Source organism: Fundicoccus sp. Sow4_F4 (assembly GCF_052116145.1).
Classification (GTDB): Bacteria; Bacillota; Bacilli; order Lactobacillales; family Aerococcaceae; genus Fundicoccus.
The window spans coordinates 189,414-208,734 of the sequence record NZ_JBQKLQ010000002.1; the positions used below are offsets into that span (position 1 = coordinate 189,414).

The 19,321-nt window shown below is 38.2% G+C and carries 11 protein-coding genes; 2 read left to right on the forward strand and 9 right to left on the reverse strand.

All coding sequences use genetic code 11. From position 1 onward, the window contains the following. Positions 1–49: 49 nt before the first annotated feature. Complete coding sequence (locus ACTQ5J_RS04915) at positions 50–1,810, reverse strand: alkaline phosphatase (RefSeq protein WP_441751070.1); 1,761 nt, start codon at positions 1,808–1,810, stop codon at positions 50–52. A 337-nt stretch (positions 1,811–2,147) separates the two neighbouring features. Between ACTQ5J_RS04915 and ACTQ5J_RS04920 the strand changes: the two genes are divergently transcribed. Continuing rightward, positions 2,148–2,744, forward strand: a complete 597-nt coding sequence (locus ACTQ5J_RS04920; protein WP_441751072.1) for a hypothetical protein — start codon at positions 2,148–2,150, stop codon at positions 2,742–2,744. Between the two features lie 85 nt (positions 2,745–2,829). On the opposite strand, the gene ACTQ5J_RS04925 is transcribed toward ACTQ5J_RS04920, so the two are convergent. From ACTQ5J_RS04925 to ACTQ5J_RS04950, 6 genes are all read right to left on the reverse strand, one after another. Then, positions 2,830–3,774, reverse strand: coding sequence for a glycoside hydrolase family 43 protein (locus ACTQ5J_RS04925; protein WP_441751074.1), 945 nt, complete (start codon positions 3,772–3,774; stop codon positions 2,830–2,832). Between the two features lie 81 nt (positions 3,775–3,855). Then, positions 3,856–5,661, reverse strand: coding sequence for a glycoside hydrolase family 2 protein (locus ACTQ5J_RS04930; RefSeq protein WP_441751076.1), 1,806 nt, complete (start codon positions 5,659–5,661; stop codon positions 3,856–3,858). Positions 5,662–5,709: 48 nt separating this feature from the next. After that, entirely contained in the window at positions 5,710–6,093 is a 384-nt protein-coding gene (locus ACTQ5J_RS04935) for a hypothetical protein (RefSeq protein ID WP_441751078.1), read from the reverse strand. An 18-nt stretch (positions 6,094–6,111) separates the two neighbouring features. Beyond that, complete coding sequence (locus tag ACTQ5J_RS04940) at positions 6,112–6,957, reverse strand: carbohydrate ABC transporter permease (protein WP_441751080.1); 846 nt, start codon at positions 6,955–6,957, stop codon at positions 6,112–6,114. Positions 6,958–6,971: 14 nt separating this feature from the next. After that, a complete protein-coding gene (locus tag ACTQ5J_RS04945; protein WP_441751082.1) occupies positions 6,972–7,877 on the reverse strand; it encodes a carbohydrate ABC transporter permease in 906 nt (301 codons plus the stop codon). Positions 7,878–7,951: 74 nt separating this feature from the next. Continuing rightward, on the reverse strand, positions 7,952–9,184 hold the full coding sequence (locus tag ACTQ5J_RS04950) for an extracellular solute-binding protein (protein ID WP_441751083.1): 1,233 nt from the start codon (positions 9,182–9,184) through the stop codon (positions 7,952–7,954). A 333-nt stretch (positions 9,185–9,517) separates the two neighbouring features. On the opposite strand from ACTQ5J_RS04950, the gene ACTQ5J_RS04955 reads away from it, so the two are divergent. Then, positions 9,518–10,432: an ArsR/SmtB family transcription factor gene (locus tag ACTQ5J_RS04955; RefSeq protein ID WP_441751085.1), complete on the forward strand. Its 915-nt coding sequence runs from the start codon at positions 9,518–9,520 to the stop codon at positions 10,430–10,432. A 138-nt stretch (positions 10,433–10,570) separates the two neighbouring features. On the opposite strand, the gene ACTQ5J_RS04960 is transcribed toward ACTQ5J_RS04955, so the two are convergent. Beyond that, entirely contained in the window at positions 10,571–18,043 is a 7,473-nt protein-coding gene (locus ACTQ5J_RS04960) for a G5 domain-containing protein (RefSeq protein ID WP_441751087.1), read from the reverse strand. A 160-nt stretch (positions 18,044–18,203) separates the two neighbouring features. Continuing rightward, the gene (locus ACTQ5J_RS04965) at positions 18,204–19,154 is read right to left on the reverse strand and encodes a LysR family transcriptional regulator (RefSeq protein ID WP_441751089.1); all 951 of its coding nucleotides are present in this window, start codon (positions 19,152–19,154) and stop codon (positions 18,204–18,206) included. Positions 19,155–19,321 lie beyond the last annotated feature (167 nt).

The following is a 19,321-nucleotide window of genomic DNA, read 5'->3' on the forward strand; positions in this document are numbered from 1 at the left end:
GTTTAGTGGATACGCTGCGCTTAATTCTTTTAACAAGCAAACTCTAATATTATTCTGCTGATTCTTCTGTAGTTTCCTCAGTAGTTTCTTCTGTAGCCGCTTCTTCAGATGTCGCGTCTTCTGCAGTTTCTTCAGTAGTCGCTTCTTCTTCTTTGGCTGCATCTGCTTTACCAGTTACTTCAATTTGTGGAACTGCCGTGTCGCCGCCTTGATATAAGCCCATTGCCGCTAACAATTTGTAAGCAACGTCACTGTTTTCAAAGTTTCCTTCAAACATTGCTGCACCTGCACCAATCGCATAAACTGGAACACGTTCTGGTGAGTGGTCAACGGTTGTAAAGGCGAAACCAGCTTTGTTAGCTACTAGACGCGTTGCTGCAATCGAGATTGGTAAGTAAGAATGGTAACCTTTGATAACGTCTGCTTGACCCGCATTACGCTCATCATAAGTTAACATTGATTGATCGAAAGCATAACGTAATTCTTCCAATTCCATCGCCGTAATCGTCATTGGGTCCACTTCTTCTGCTTCTAATTCAGCTTTTTGCGCATGAGTTAAGACCTCTTCCGTTACGTCTAAGTCAAAAATAAAACCAAAGTTTTCTTCTAAAACTGGTACGAAATCTTCAAAAGTCATCTCTGGATTCTCTTCTTGCGCTGCCGCAAAAATGCTATCGAATACTTCTTGAGAAACCACTTGGTTGTCGATTAAGTGGAAGTAGCTGTTGTAGCCAGTCTCTGAGTTACCAACTGTGAACCCACCGGTTGGATGGTCAGCCGTCACAACGATTAAAGTATCCTCTGGGTGCTCGTAGTAGAAATCAACCGCTTCTTGGATTGCATCTTGGAAGTCGATGACTTCTTTGATTGCGGCAGCCGCATCATTTGCATGTTCCGACCAGTCAATTTTTCCAGACTCAGTCATCATGAAGAAACCTTCTTCGTTCGTATCTAAGACTTCGATTCCTTTAGCCACCATGTCCGCTAAAGTTTGTTCGCCTTCTTCACGGTCCATCGCGTATTTCATTGCAGTACCCGATAAAACTTCAGCTGGTGCGTATACTTTACCAGTTTCAGCGGTAACCGAATCGAAAGCTTCTTGCGTATCAGCAACTGTATAGCCGTTTTCTTCTAAAATTTCGTATAAATCTTGATCTGAGCCTTCGCTACCTGTACGTTGGCCTAATGAGCCACCAGCGAAATAATCGAAGCCTGACGCAGCCATCTGTTGACCAATCTCGTAATAGTTATTTCGATGTTCAACGTTTGAATAGAAGGCAGCTGGCGTTGCGTGGTTCAACGTCACTGTCGATAAGATCCCCACTGACTTGCCGCTTTCTTTTGCTTTTTCAGCAATTGATTCCGTTTGTTCTGTAAAGTCTGGTGTTAAACCAATCACGTTTGAATTGATCTTCACGCCATTACCAAAAGCAGTGGCCGTTGCAGCCGAATCTGGCACATAATGGTCAGCATCTGTTGGGTTTTGTAAACCAATGACAGGAAATTGCGAGAAGTTTAACGGTTGAGCCTGAGCCATTCCAGAACCTTGTGCGCCATTGTCTGGACCTAAGTAGTATTCTGCAGCGGAAACTGGAATATTCCCCATGCCGTCACCGATAAATAAGAAAACATATTTCGCTTGGTTTTCGTTCACTAATGATAAATCTTCTGTTAACGCGCGACCTTCCTCTAACGTCACAACGGGTAAGTCAGCAAATTGACCCTCTTCTTGCTTTGCAGATGCCATAACTGGTGAAGCTACTGAAAGTAAAACCGACGCGCACATTGACAATAATAGTGATTTTTTCATTTTACAAAAACTCCTTCAAATAAGTGATATGAATTTCTTCAATTTAAATACTAACAAAGCTTTGTAAAAACTCTGTAAATTTTCACCTGCCTATTGTAAAGATTAGGTCATGATTATGTAAATTCGACCTAATAACCTTTAAACCGTGTGAGAACACCCTTTGGGAAAAATAAATCCTTCAATCACTTGTAGTCCTTTGCGCCTCCCCAGACGATGGTCCAACTGACGCTTTGAAAAGTACTATAATAAGTCACACAATTTTACTACCTTGTCTCATTGGGCTTATGTATAATAGCAATAAGTACAAATTAAAAACCTAAATAAAGGAGTGATAGTCGTGGAAGACTTTACCGTTATTGAGTATGAAATTGACTTAGCGTCCTATCAATTGGAAGCATTTGGCATTGATAATTTAACTAATATTTTCTGTACTCTGTTTGTAGACACAGAGTATGTCATGATGAATGATGATGTTGTCGAACTAATACCTAAAGAAGCCAAATTATTGCAGCGTCACCTCGACAGACAAATTATCAAAACGATTCATACTATTGAACATAAAAACCTGCGTCGTTTGGTTTTTCTGGATGAAATAATCCAGACCATCGAAAAAGAACTATTATTATACAGCGAAAAACACCCCTTTATTCAAGTAGTGGAAATCAGCATTGATACCGTGGCGACAACTTACAGCAATCCACTCTTAATTGAGACGCTTGATGATTTTTACGACGAAGCCACGCTAGACTTTAAGGAAATGATGAACATGACCTCAGATAAAGAATTCGCGGATTTCTTTATGGATAACTTGTCGCTACTCGATTCAGTCGAAGATGATTTTGATGATGACGTCTTTGATGAAGAGGACGACGATGACACGCCGGGTAATGGAGACAATGTTTTGAAATTCCCTTTTGGCGGACGCCCCTTTTAATTCGCAAGAATTAATAAGCATAGAACGATAGCAATCGTTAAATACGCAAAAAGACAGACTAATGATAGTCTGTCTTTTTGTGATATTAATGAAGCTCTGTTTCACCTGATGTCGGTCCTTCAATTTTCATCTCGCCGTTTTCAAAATATAAACGATCGATGGCCGGTCGACGATTACCACTTGGATTATTTGCGTCAGTATGAATATGATAGACTGCGTACAGTGTCTCATTATCGAGTCCAAGGGTCACACTATTGTGTCCGGGGCCTGAAATCCCGTTTGCTAAATCAGAAGATAATATTGGATTCGATTCACTCTTAACAAAAGGCCCTAATGGGTGTTCACTGACGGCATAGCCTACCGCATAATCTGGCCCTGCATAAAAGTTAGCCGAATACATTAAGTAATATAAATCATCGTGTTTAACCACGTAAGGCCCTTCATTCCATTGGAATTCGGCTCCTAAACCTTCCCACTCTTGATCCGGTCCAAAAAGAAAAACGGGATCGCCTATTAGGTTTAATAAATCATCCGACATTTCTTGAACGTACATATGACTCACGTGATTGCCATCAATGATGTTCTCATAATTATCTTTGACATAGTAGAAGTATGGCGTCCCATCCTCATCGATAAAGAAATGCCCATCAATATAGGAGCCTTCCGCCGCAAGCAAATCAGGATTGGCATCCACAAAGGGTCCTGTCGGCGAATCGCTGGTGGCAATCGCAATTCTTAAACTATCCGTTTGATTACGCGCACTGTAGCTCATATAATAAGTTTCGCCGTATTTAATCACTTCCGGCGCCCAGAAATCACCTCTTGCCCACATTTTTGACTGAATGTGATCGTATGCAAGGCCATACTCTTGCCAATCCACTAAGTTCGTTGACGTCCACACTTTAAAACCAATATCTGGAGCGGAAGTCGCATACATGTAATAGGTCTCATCATCCTTTAGAATAAACGGATCACCAATATCTCGCATAGTCCCAATCGGATTTTGATAAGTTAATGTTTCTGCATTCATTGTTCTAACGCCTCCAAAGCATAAAGTTACCAATAACAATAAGATTATTGAACCTATTTTGTTCATATTATCACCTATTTTCTATTTGGGCGAAATCATATTTGGATGGTACTGATTGTTGATTTCTTTGATTTTATCTAAGGAACATTTCGGTTGGCGATCATACGTTAAGAGTCCATTTATTTCTTGTTCCACATCATAAAGTTGGGTGTAACAGAATCCAAAAATAACTTCTGAATTGAACACTTCTTTAACAACACGTTCATACTCGAGGACAAAATCTTCCTCGGAATTCACAGTGGTATACCCCCATCCGGCTTGCTCTCCAACTTTATAACCAATACCTCCAAATTCAGTCAGCAGAATCGGTTCTCCTTGATGAGTAAAGCCTTCCGCATAAATGGCACGATTGGCTGATTGTGAGGATAAAACCCCTGATTTTGTGTGGATGTCTTCTATATATTTATCAAATTTTTTCACTTCGGCCACTTGTCCATGCTGATAATTGTGCACAGCCGCAATATCTGATTCAGTCATTTCCCAGCCATCATTTGAAATCACTAGGCGACTTGGATCCAATGCATGTAGAAGATGATAGAGTGCTTGAGTGTAATGTTGTTGTTGGCGGTCGCGACCAATTTCGCCTATTCCCCAGCTTTCATTGAAAGGCACCCAGGTCACAATTGACGGATGGTTATAATCTCTTTTGACAATTTCTTTCCATTCATTCGTGACATAATCAATGGATTCCTTACTAAAGTAATGCGCCGACGGCGATTCTCCCCAAACCAGAAAGCCTAATTGATCTGCCCAATATAAAAATCTTGGATCTTCAACTTTTTGATGTTTACGACAGCCATTGAAACCCATCTCTTTAGATAATTCAATGTCACGTTTTAATGCTTCATCTGAAGGGGCGGTCATTAATGACTCTGGCCAATACCCTTGATCAAGAATTAGCTTTTGATAATAAGGTTTATTGTTTAAGTAAACCATTCCTTTTTCGGTATGAATTTTCCTCATACCGAAATATGAGTCCACTTGATCTAGCACTCCCTCTTCACCAATTAATTTAAAGTGAACATCGAAGAGATTAGGGCGTTCGGGCGACCAATACCAGCCGCTATCATGGAAGGCGGAACGAAACACTTTCTGTTGATTCAATTGAACAATAATTTCATTAAAATTTGATTTAATTTGCCATTTTCCTGCTGCCACAACAACATCCTTAAGTTTAATTTCATAAGCAATCCACTGATTTTCTACATAATTCACTAAATCAACGGTTACCTTAACTGATCCATCGTCAATATTTGGTGTAAAAAGAACGGTGTCGATATAAGTGTGAGCCACTCTTTCCAACCAAACGGTTTGCCAGATGCCTGTAGTATTGGTATACCAAATGGAATGGGGTGTCTCATCCCACGTTTGTTTGCCACGCGGAATCCGTTCATCATAGCGCGGGTCATAAACGCGGACAGTTAACACTTGTTCTAACAATTCTTCTGCAATAAAGGGACTAATGTCGATTGTAAATGGCGTATGCCCCCCAATATGATGGCCGACCATCATACCATTCAAAAAGACCGTCGCTTCATAGTCAACCGCTCCAAAGTGCAGTAGGACGCGCTCTCGTTCTGCATCGGCTTCAAGCTCGAACCGTCGCTTATACCAAACAATTTCATGGGTTTCTTGACTATTGATCCCACTTAATTCCGTTTGATAGACGAAAGGGACATTGATTTGTTGATCGAATGTGCGATCACTTTGATACCACTTTTCAGCCATCCCTCGATCATGATCGTCGAAAGCAAATTCCCATACACCATTTAAATTCATCCAATTATCGCGTACAAACTGCGGTCTAGGATATTCTTCTCTTTTCATTTGACTGCTCCTCCATACAATTATCTTGAGCTTTACTAAGTAAACATATTAATTCATCTCTTCTAATTGAATCATCCGTATTGATTTGTTTTTAGCTAAGGTGAGCGTCGTTGCAATAATTAAACCCATCATGCTCACATAATCAGCCAACAATAAGAAAACGACTATTAAAATCACCCAAAATAGGGCCATTTCTTTTTGCAAACTGCCATCTGTTACATATTTATGCGTTAGAATCATGTTAAGTACGCCAATCGTGACGTAGGCCATTCCATAGGTAAACACAAACATTCCAAACATTGACTCGCTTGGCGCAACCGCTGTAAACGTCGAGGTTATATTTAGTAAATACATGCCAGCCGTAATCGCACCTGTAATGATTTGCCAACTACTGGCTAAATAGATAAAGAATCTTTCCAGCTTTCTACTCATGATTATCCTCTCCAGTGTTTAACCTTTTAATCCTGCTTCTAAAGATAAAGACTCCATAAAATACCTCTGTGCAAATAAATACAATAAGAAAGTCGGTACAATCGCAATCACTGCCCCCGCCGTGCCTAAGCCAGGAAACGTTCGATATTGACCTTGTAATAGCTGCAGTCCCGGTGTAATCGTCAATTTCTCTACCCCACTCATGATGATAGAGGGCCATAAGAAGTCATTCCAAGAACCTGTAAAACTAAACAAGCCAGTTACAATCAACACTGGTTTTAGAATAGGTAAAATAATCCGATAGAATATTTGAAAATCGGATGCCCCATCTATTCGAGCAGACTCATCAAATGATTTAGGGATATTTAAAGCAAATTGTCTTACCAAAAAGACATTTCCGACACTACCTGCACCTGGAACGATAAGCGCTAATTTATTATTGACCCATCCTAGTTCATGCATAATATCGTAAAGAGGAATTAAATTGACAATTCCCGGAAACATCATTGACGCAAGCAAGAAAGAAAATAATAGATCCTTTCCCTTAAAATCCAAACGTGCATAGCCATAAGCAGCTAGCGATGTGACAATCAACACGAGCATAACGTGACTGACGGATACCGTCACTGAATTAAAGAACCAACTGATAATCGGAGTCGATGGATTTTCGAATAGAATTTCACGATAATTTTCAATCGTCCAATTAATCGGCAAGAAACTGTAACCTAATTGTCTAATTTCGGCTTCTGGTTTAAATGAAGTCAATAAGCCCCAAATAATCGGATAAAGCCAAGCAAGCACAGCTAGTACCAATAAAAGATAGACTAGAACACGCGAAAGAGTTATTTTTTTATATTTTTTCATGTCACTCAGCTCCCCTAATCCTGTCTTCTCATAAGAACAAATTGAAAAATTGAAACGACCATAATACACAAGCCTAGCATAACTGCCATGGCGGAAGCGATTCCTGCACGAGCCATTCCACTACCGAAAGCATTTTGTTGAATGTTCATAATTAAAACTTGCGTTGAACGGTTCGGTCCTCCACCCGTTAACATTAAGGGCTGACCGTATACGTTAAATTGAGCGATTGTTGTCATGATCGTTGTATATAAAATCTGAAATCGGATACTTGGGATCACGACTCGCGTTAATTTCTGAAAACCATTGGCCCCGTCCAATTCAGCCGCTTCTAACATGTCGTTTGAAACGCCACTTATTGCTGCTTGATAAATCACTAAATTGCCACCAATTGTCCACCAGATAGTGACCACTACTAAGGAAATCCAAGCCCAAGGTTGATTACTTAGTAAGTTGATGTCTAAATCAAAATAATCATTTAGTGGACCATAAGAGATACTCAGTAAAAATTGCCAAATAATCATAACAGCAGAAATAGCGAATAAAGAAGGCACGTAAAATACCGCTTGAAACAAACGGTGTAACTTAGGTTTAGTCGATAGAACGGTTGCTAGAACTAATGGTACCAAAATACAAAATGGGACTGATATTAATACAAAGAAAAATGTATTCTGCAGACCATTCCAAAACTGATTATAGAAACTTGAATCTTGGTTAAAAAGAATCGTTTTAAAGTTTTCCAAACCAACAAAGACTGGATCTGTAAATAAATCCCAATCAGTAAATGCAATATAAATTCCATAAGCAAATGGAATGAGAGTAAAAATGAGGAAAATCAATAAATGTGGTCCAATGAAGAAAGCCGGTAGAAAACTAAACCTTCTTCCTTTTTTATTGACTTGAGTCATTTGAGTTTTTTCCATATTAATCACCCTTTTTTTCAAGAAAAGGAGGATGAGTCATCCTCCTTCATGCTATTGATGTTATTTCGAATAGACTAATAGCCCATTGTATCGTTGACGATTTGTTGGATTTCTGTTAGTTTTTCTTTAATATCAACATTACCTTCTAAAACATCCCACGCAGCTGCATCGATCTCACCAAAAATATGAGAGGAGCCTTCATCCGTTACAATTGTAATGGCTTCCCTTGCTTCAGGCGTTTGTATTAAGAAAGATTGTGGCATTGCTAAATATTCTTCATTTTCTAACATAGCTAATGATGCAGTGTTTTCACCTGATGTTAACCAAGTCATTTGATTTGTTCTTAACCAATCAACAAATTCAACTGCTGCTTGTCTACGCTCGTCCGGTCTATTCTCGTCAACAAACATCGCAAATTGGGACGCACCACTCGCTTGTACAATATTTTCTGCATCCCATTGTGGTGTAAATGTTTGTCCCCACGCAAAATCAGTAATCTCTTCCATTTGACTTAACATCCATGTACCTTCTGGCAAGAAGATTGTTTCACCATTCATAAACTGAGCCACAGTATCTTCTCCGTTTTTGTTAGTGTGACCTGCTTCATACATACTCTTGAAGTGTTCGAATGTAGCCACTGCTGTGTCGTTATCTATTGTCAAGAAACCTTCCTCATCAGAGAATTTCCCACCCATTTGTAAGTACAGGTTATTAAAGTTCTGCATTGGCCAACCAAAACCATAAGCTATAATGCCATCGTCTTTCGCTGCTTCACCAGCCGTTGTTACCTCTTCATAAGTGATAATGTTATCCTCTGTCGCTCCAGGCACGTATTGATCAACTAAATCTTGATTATAATACATTACCCAAGTTCCCATTGTTGCTGGAAGACCATACTGAGACCCTTCCACTGTTCCCACGTCCCAAGCCTCTGCTAAGTAATTCTCTGCATTCACATCTGTACCATCAATCAATGCATCCCAAGGTTCCAATAGACTTTGACCTACATATTGGGAAACGGTCTCAGACGCTACTAAAGCTAAATCCGGAATCCCTTCACCCGAACGAGTCGCAGTAACCAAACGGCTATTTAATGTGCTGCCTTCCATTGCTAATAATTCTACTGGGTAAGCTGGATTAGTTGCGTTATACTCGTCAATATTCTGTCTAATTAAATCACCATCTGGTCCTGTTACTCCACTCCATACCGTAATGACATTTTCCTGTGCGTTCACTTGCTGAGGGTTAAGTTGTACAACGAAAGAGAAAACCATAACTATCAAAGTTACTAAACTAAATTTTTTCATTAAATATTCCTCCATTGAATTGTATTTTTAAATTTTGGACATAAGATGATTTTGACTACGCGACAGACACCACTGACTTCCACAAACCTCCCCTCGAGACTTCTACGCTAGCTCAAAGATACAAATTAACCTATGAGTCAATTCATTCAGCAGTAATTTCCAACTTCACCCAAAGTATAAATGCTAAATCTTTATATTGCAAACGCTTACCCAGTGGTTTAGACTGTATTTATAGAATAAGCAAGGGCTCTGGGTTATCACCAAAAATCTCTCGGAGCTATTAACCTATTGGTAAATCACCTACAAATAAAATAACTAAAGCGAGGAATATTCATGGAAATCGATACACAATTAAGCTCCTTACCTATCCTAGAGGCCCTAGCAAGCGAGTCTCGTTTGCGAATTATCAACTTACTTTCAAAAGGTGAATACAATATAAAACAACTAGCAGAAATGCTCTATCTTTCAAGTGGGATTGTTACAAGACATGTCAAGCAATTAGAAACAGCAGGTTTAATTGAAACTCAATTAATGTCTACCCAATCTGGAAACCATAAGATTTGTCGATTAGCGATTGATGAATTGTATATCCGCTTTCCAGGTCATGTTTTTCCACATTACAAAATACATCAAGAAAGCATACCCGTGGGTCACTTTACTGATTACTACGCTACGCCAACTTGTGGCTTGGCAACATACGAAAGTTACATTGGTGAACTTGATCAACCTATGCATTTCATGGATCCTCGAAGAATGGATGCAGATATTGTTTGGCTGACTAAAGGTTTTTTAGAGTATAAAATTCCCAATTATTTAATAGTCCAAAAGCAAAAACCGGAACTGCTGGAAATAATCTTAGAGCTAGCTTCTGAATTTCCCATCTCGAATAATAATTGGCCCTCGTCTGTTGCTTTCCATATAAATGATACGTATGTTGGTAATTGGACAATCCCTGGAAATTTCTCTGATGTACGAGGCAAGTTAAACCCCGACTGGTGGCCTGACCGGAACAGTCAATATGGTTTACTAAAAACATTGCGCATCACGCCTCATGAAACATTAGTTGACGGTGAGCCAATCTCACAAGTTAATCTGAATGACATCAAACTAGATGGCACACTCATCAAAATTAAACTCGAAGTTGAAGAAACTGATTATGCTGGAGGTATGACTATTTTTGGAAAGCGTTTCGGTAACTATCCACAGCATATAATTTATAAAATGTATTATTCTGAAATTTCAGAGTAATTTATATTCAATTTAAAAAGAGGTTGCAAATTTTTGGGTGTTGGTGAGGAAATCCTCACTGACACTCTTTTTAATTTTGGATACAAAAAGAGGTTCCTCCACTTAGGGAAGAACCTCTTTTGATTTTACTCTTAATATTTAACGTCTATGACGCTTTGTTTGTTTTACTATTAAAACCACTCCGAAAGCTAATATCACTAAGCCTAACACAGTTACCCAAACCATACTGTTTTCACCAGTATTTGGTAACTTGCCATCTTTAGTTTTACCTTTCGTTACTTCTGTAGATGAACTTTCTTTTGCAGGTTTCTCTTTCTCTTGCCCTACAGCAACTAATTCATCAATTGCAGCTTGAGTTGTTACCAGACTTTGATCAATTGAAGAAATTGAAATATAACCACCTTGTTCAATTGTTGTTAGATAGGCCGTTAGGACTTGAACTTGTGTGATTACAGCTGCTTGAGCTTCATCGAACGTCAAAGGCTGAGCTGATACTGAACGAATCCAACCATCAAATAGTGCCCTAGTAACTGCTTCTTTTGCTTTATAAGAAGCGATTGCGGCTTTCGCTTTAGCTAACATTACTTCTAAAGCTTTCACCTGTTCTTCAGAGTTCTTCTGCACGACTTGATAAATCATCGTGATACTTGTTTGATCTTGTGATGCTGTCACAACAAGATCTTCAGGAGCAATAAATTCATGAACGCCTTCAATTCCATCTAACTTAACGTCTGATGTTGTTAAAGCTTTAACAGTAAATTCTTCTCCGTCTTTCACTTTGATTGTCTCGCTAGCAAGTTGTCCTTTAAGTCCTGTTGGTTGATTATTTAGACTGATACCTTGCCACTCATGTTTCACTTCAATCGATAATTCAACTTTTTCTGCTGGAGTCTCATCATCTTGATCTGATTCTTCAACCAATACATAATATGAGAAGTGAGTGACTTCAAAAGTATAATACTCCCCATCGACGAACCCTCTTAATTCTTCTCTTGTTACAGTTTTATCATTGAAATAATACATTTTTAATTTTGACGCATCATAACCTTCTGGAATCTTAACGGATACCATCAGGGGTGCATTCGGTTGGACGGCAATGTTCTCTTGCTCATTGAATAAACTAATATCAAACATTGTCATACGACCCTTAGTCAATGTATTCATTTGTTGATACGCGCGAGCGTCTTCTTTAATCGGTTTTACCCTTAACGTCGCCCCTTTTGGTATGGCAGTAGATAGACCTGTGACTTTAACGATTTCTCGATAGTTTTCATCTTCAACCTCAATAACAGGCGCATTGTTTTTCACTTCAACTTCTATTTGAACCTGCAATCCATTATGCGTTTCCGCAGTAATCACTGCTGTACCACTGGCATGGGCATATACATCACCATTCAATACGCTAGCAACTTCCTCATTAGATGAAGTCCACGTTATTGCTTGATTAGTCGCATTAAGTGGTTTAACAGTTGCGATTAGTGATGTAATGTCTCCACCTGAAAGGTTTAGTTTACCTTCCACTAAATTCTCTCCAGTTACTTGAAGGTCTTTTACCTCAATTGAACTTGTTTCGTCGTCTGACTCTGTTTCATCTGAAGTCTCATCGTCTGAACTTATTTCTTCGTCCGAACTTGTTTCATCTGAAGTCTCATCGTCTGAACTTGTTTCTTCATCAGAGCTTGTTTCATCTGAAGACTCGTCGTCTGAACTTGTTTCGTCGTCCGAACTTGTTTCTTCATCAGAGCTTGTTTCATCTGGAGACTCGTCGTCTGAACTTGTTTCTTCGTCCGAACTTGTTTCATCTGAAGGCTCGTCGTCTGAACTTGTTTCGTCATCTGAACTTGTTTCTTCGTCCGAACTTGTTTCTTCATCAGAGCTTGTTTCATCTGAAGACTCGTCGTCTGAACTTGTTTCTTCGTCCGAACTTGTTTCATCTGAAGGCTCGTCGTCTGAACTTGTTTCGTCATCTGAACTTGTTTCTTCATCAGAACTTGTTTCATCTGAAGTCTCATCATCTGAACTTGTTTCTTCGTCTGAACTTGTTTCATCTGAAGACTCATCGTCTGAACTTGTTTCTTCGTCCGAACTTGTTTCATCTGAAGTCTCATCGTCTGAACTTGTTTCTTCGTCCGAACTTGTTTCATCTGAAGACTCGTCGTCTGAACTTGTTTCTTCGTCCGAACTTGTTTCTTCATCAGAGCTTGTTTCATCTGAAGACTCGTCGTCTGAACTTGTTTCTTCGTCCGAACTTGTTTCTTCATCAGAGCTTGTTTCATCTGAAGACTCGTCGTCTGAACTTGTTTCTTCGTCTGAACTTGTTTCATCTGAAGTCTCATCGTCTGAACTTGTTTCTTCGTCCGAACTTGTTTCATCTGAAGTCTCATCGTCTGAACTTGTTTCTTCATCAGAGCTTGTTTCATCTGAAGACTCGTCGTCTGAACTTGTTTCGTCGTCTGACTCTGTTTCCTTAGGTAAAGTACCATACTCAATGACTTCATCAATTGGGTCAGTAATTTTTTCACCTATTTGTTCTGAAGAAGTTAGTTCGCCATCCGTATAAATATCTTTAAAGATTATCGTTTTCTCACCGTTAATCCCTTTAACAACTACCCTTTCAACACCAATTTCTAATTCATCATTTGCTTGTCTGATTCTTTTAAAGGGTATTTCTGTAGTTTTCTCAGATGTTTTTTCTACAATCACTGGTTCAGGAACCGCTACTTCTTCTTCAACTAATACATAATATGAGAAGTGTTTTACTTCAAACGTATAGTAGTCTCCATCAACATAACCTTTTAATTCTTCTCTCATTCCAGTTTTTTCATCAAAATAATACATCTTTAATTTTGATGCATCGTAACCTTCAGGTATTTTAACTGAAACCATTAATGGAGCATTTGGTTGAACCGAAATGTTTTCTTGTTTATTGAATAAACTGATATCGAACATCGTCATACGACCATCTGTTAATTGATCCATTTGTTTATAGGCGACGGCTTCTTCTTTAATTGGCTCTACCCTTAACGTCGCCCCTTTTGGTATGGCAGTAGATGGACCTGTGACTTTAACAACTTCACGGTACTCTTCATCTTCAACCTCAATAACAGGCGCATTGTTTTTCACTTCAACTTCTATTTGAACCTGCAATCCATTATGCGTTTCCGCAGTAATCACTGCTTTACCACTGGCATGGGCATATACATCACCATTCAATACGCTAGCAACTTCCTCATTAGATGAAGTCCACGTTATTGCTTGATTAGTCGCATTAAGTGGTTTAACTGTGGCGATTAATGAAGATATCTCACCACCTGATAATAACAGTTTATTTTCTATTAAATCATCACCGCTCACTTGAAGGTCTCTTACTTCAATCACTGTCTGCTCTGGATCTAAGATATTGACTTTCAACGTTGTGAATTGATCTAATTTACCTTCATAAGTAAATTCGTCAATTTTAGTTAATGGTAGATTATATACTAACATTCTTATATCAGAGAACATGTAGCGCTCTTCTGGTGGTGTTGAATCGTCGAATAAAGCCATAATGTTTTCTTTATCTAAGAATATTCTTCCATTTAAAGACTCATAATCAGAAATTTTCAGTTGTACTTGTTTCCCATAAACAGGACCATTGGTTGTTTGAGTTACTTTCATAAACTCAGACGCATCCCCTTCAAATTCGAAGTAGTTTCCATCCTGATTGTCTTCTCCCGGCGTTTCATTCACAGTCACTTGTATAGGGTATCTGTAAATGACGTCCGAATTATTATTTCTTAACAATATTGCGGGGTTATGACTAATATTAAATTCAGTGTCCATTCCCTCTAGTTTAGTTGCCTCACCGATGTAATAATGACCCACTAACATGTAGTTGTCCTCTTTTGCTTCTGGCGTAACGCCCGCTAAGAGGCTAAATAATTTAAATAGTGAATCTTCATGGTCATACTCATTATAGCGACTGGATAAAACAACTAAACCGTCTTCGCTAACTGAGTTTTGAGTCGCAAAATAGTTATTAGCATTCTGTTGAATTAAATCTATTGAAATTGTTTCACGTTCTTCGTATTTAGGTGCTTCAAAAGTATAAACTAATTCTATTTGCCCTATCATACGATTACCTTCACCTACGCGATTTATGTTAAGGATTTCAGAAATAGTCTCTGCTTCATCATCAACAAAGGTTCCCCATTCCATATCATAAACGATTTCATATATACCGTCATAATCGTAACGTGGCATTTCCAATGTATAGCTTGTATCCCAGTAATCCTGTGAATGATTATGGTACGCGATTAGAGATAAGTTTGGAAAAGCTTGTGAATTTACTTGCTGCGGACTGTCAGAGCCATGCTCTAAAGTAACAGGTATTTCTATAGTTTCTTTAATAAGCTCTGGTATACCAACTACCTCTAACGTTACTGTGTTCCCATAGTCAGTATATAACTCTATAAAACCTGGACTTGTTTCATATAAGATATTACGCAGTGAGTAAATCCCATTATTTTCATACAACTGGATAAATTTATCTTTAGTTGAATGGTAGCTCCAGTCGGTAAACACGCCAACCGCATCGTAACCTATGAAGACAGACTCTTGGCGACGATCGTTATATTCTAAAGTTAATTCATAACCATCAGTCTTACTGTGCATTTGAAGTTTTTCAAATGAAACTTTGGGTGTAAAGGTTAATCTCGCCTCATCTGCTGGAGCTTCATCATCAATTGTCACAATCACCTTGATACGCTTACCTACTTGGGGCTCTCCATTAATACTAATATCGCCTTCTTCGAGATAACCAATGTAAGTTGTATCTTCACCATTAGCTTCGTATTCAAAATATCCGTACACATTAATAAATTCATAGTCTGGATCTAAATTGATTTCATACCTATTCTGGTATTCATTGTAAAACCCAATCATTGAAGTGTTTCCTAACTCTGGAATGTCCACATAAACTTCTGTTCCAAAAGCTTTTTGATTATTCTTAGTTAACGTAATTTCAACTTCTTTAGTAGCTTCATCATTAATCAGTGTATTCACTTTTAAATGATAGAACTTTGTTTCGCCAACATCCGAAATTAAATGAACATAATAATTATAATTGTCGTAACGAATATCAATCGCAAGTTGCTTTTCAACAGTTGTCCAACCTTCAATGGTATTTAAACTTAATGAGCGATTATCATAATCAACCGTCACCGAAAGAAGATTATCCGCTGATAACACCTGACTTTTATCGGTTTCATTCGAAAAATCAATTATCAACTCTTGAGGTTCAATAATATCTTCAAAAGCTATCTTTAAATTGTATTGAATGACTTCTCCATCTTGTTCGACATAATATAAGGTTTCTGATTCGATATACGGTTCAGCTGCTAAGTAATGATTAGTATACACTTGCCAATAATCATTATTACCGAAGTATACTAACTGACCGTCTCTCAAGCCTTTAGGCCAAATGCTATCCTGGTTGAAATATGCTGAATAATAAGGTTCATTTGCACGAAGACCATTAGTATTTAAGTAGACATGAAGTGCCACTTCTAATCGATTATCAATTTCTTTTAACACTCTACGATCTTTAGAATTGGCTGCTTCTAATAAGTCTTGTGGTGTTAAAGTAATTGTAATGTCCTCTACTCTATCAATCTCATCATCTGTAATACTAAATCCATCCTCATCTGTATTAAAGAAATCACGCTTTTCAACATTAAAGGTAAGTTTATATTTAGCAACCGTCCGTCCTGTTCTTTGATTTAAAAGTGAAAATTGCTTTACATGCTGTGACTCTTGATCCCACAAGTCATAATTGTTATCCTCTAATTGTATATAATAATCTTCATTTTCTATTAATTCTAAATGATAGACTCCGTCACGGTACCCTCTATAATAGGCTTCTAGTTTAAATTCACCAAAATCATGAGCAAGCTTGTTAAATTCTGAGTGATCAAAGTTTAAGTCAAATGTTTGTTCATAAATAGGTATCTCAGGCAAATCTGATAGATTAAGAATGATGTTATTTCCATAATATCCTCTGATATCTAACTTACTATTATCTCCAAGCCATTGAGTTCCAAGGAAAATTTGTGTTTCTTGGTTAGCAAATTGATAATACATGACAAGCAAATCTTGAGTTGAGTACCCAAATTCATCCGTATAGTAACCATGCACATCGTAACCAAGATAAAGTGTGTCTTGTCGATTATTAAAGTCTAGCGTTATAGGATAGAGTTCATCTGTTGGTAATTCTATCTTTAAATCTTCAAGACTGATTGAGAATGGTCCAAACTCTTTGGATTCTTGATTATCTACCTCTCGATTATCCAAAAGAATTGTTAATTCAATATAATCCAATACTTCCCCAGTTTCTTGATCGTGGTGAGAATACACAATCGAGTATTCACCACTTTCTTCTTCTAGACTAAAAGTATGATAATAATCACCTTCCCAGTTTTTCAACGTATCATTTGAAAAAACTTCAACAATGAAAACTTCTTCCTCTTGATTAAATCGTCCATTGAACTCAAAGCCATCGTAAGCCTCTGAGCGAACATAGACTTCTTTCCCTGTATCGTATCGATTATCTCGCGTAATGTGCATCTGTAACTTTTCAACGTTCGGTAAAATAGTAACCACTAACCAGTAGGACTTAGTCTTTTTAGTCGATGGCGAGTAAGCTGTTATACGGTAGTCATTAGTAAATTGAGTTTCACTCAGAAAATCCGTAGACGGTTGATTAATTACCCAATCTCCATTTGTCATTTGGTAATTAACAGTACCCGCTGCATGATCAATCGATACTTTTAACAGATTATCTTGAGTCACAAAGTCTTGAACTCCTTCTTCCTGTTTCACATTCACATTCAGATGTTCTACACTAAATGTATCTGATATTTCAAGCGTTAGAGTGTATTGAATTTGCTCTCCTTGATCTGTTAAGTATGCAATATGCCCTGGATTATATACAGTCACCGTTCCATCGCTAGAAACAGCAGCACCCATATCCATAGTGTCGATTACTGGTGATTCACTATATGGAACAAGAATTGAAGCGGTTATATTGTTAATGTTGATTTCAAAATTTTCATTTCCAGATCTAAATTCAGATTCTTGCCACTGAATATCAAGCGCCACATCTCCAACGGCTGTTTTTTTCACTAGTCCTTCCGGATTTGCTAATAATTCCGCGACAGTTAATTGAATTATCTCATGTCTTTCAATCACTTCTGGATCAGCTTCTGGATCTACCTCTTGATCTTCTGTTGCCTCTGATTCTTCGCTATCTTCAGGTGTCTCTATTGAACTCTCCGGAACAATTACTTCAGTATCATTTTCCAAACTCGATGACTCTGATGGTGTTCCTTCTCCGACTGGAGCCTCTTCATCTACTGGAATATCTTGCTCTGGCGGAGTAACTTCCTCTGATGTTTCTACTACTGATTCTTGTGTTTCAACTACTTCCGTCGATGGTTCAACAACCTCACTACCATCCTCAGCCCGAACGACCGTTAATACGCTTGGCGCCATGGTTTGAAACGTTAACATTCCTGCTAAACCTAATTTAATTAATGAATCTTTTACATATCTTATCTTACGATTCTTGACCATTAAGTTTCCTCCTAACTAATAAATATCACAATATGATTATGACACAGATTAGATGGTTTTGATATAACAAAACACACATATCTTAAACTTGCTTTCAAAATAATAACAGACTATTTTCAGCATAAAAAAAACACCTTTCCCAAAGGAAAGGCGGCTCGATTTAGATTGAATAATAATCTGGAGATTGAATCGTTTGGAGGCTCTCAACCCTTTCACCTAGTGATTCTTCAGCTAGCCTTAAATATGATTTTGCATTGTCAGATAGCTTCTGGTTTTTGGGTGCAATCCAACAAATATAATGACTTTCTGAAGTTTCTAAAGGAATCGACACCATATGTGGATCGGTAATTTGATTAATCATAATGCCTGATCCGGTTAAATAAGCATCAGAACCTATAATAATATTGATCGCACTCATTCGGTCACTGACGACCACCTTTCGCTGATTCGCTTGAACTTCTAAAGGATGCTCTGCCAAAAATTCATTTTGCTGATCATTTTGCTCAAAAGTTATCGCTGGGTAATCTAATAAATCTTTATATTTAACACTCTTTCGATCTGCTAAAGGATGTTTTTTACGCACAAACACTTTCGGCTGAAATTCCCACATCACATGGTACTGCAGGTTTTCTTGTTCGAAAAAGCGCGTCAATAATCGGCGGTTAAATTCACTCAAATAAACAAAGCCTAACTCACTAATGTTTTGCGACACATTTTTAACTACCGTATAAGTGTCCACCTCGAAAAAGCGGTAAACAAAACGTTGGTAATTCTCGCCTTGAATAAACTTGCTGAAAGCCTCTGATGCAAAATCATAATGCTGACTCGATACCGAAAACCACTGTCGCTCCGTATCCGTATCAATAAACGTATCCCTCATTACTTCCAACTGACTTAACACTTGACGCGCCTGGGTAATAAATTCATAACCTTCATGCGTGGCCGTCATACCACTGCTCGACCGCGTGAAGAGTTGTCGTCCGACTTCTTGTTCTAGTTCCTTCAAGGAAACTGAAATTGTCGAAGGCGAGACAAATAACAGGTCTGCTGCCCGATTTATCGATCCTGTTCTTTCTATATAGTCTAAATATTTTAGTTGTTGTATATTCACTACACTCGCCCTCTCTGTATAAACTACCCTTTATCATACAGGATTTATCCTCACTAAGAAATACCTGAGTAAAATCATCGCTTACGAAGTGAGCGATTCCTTTTTCTTTGCATTTAATTTATTCAATGAACTCAATTAAAACCTTCCACATCATGGCGAAGTGAGCC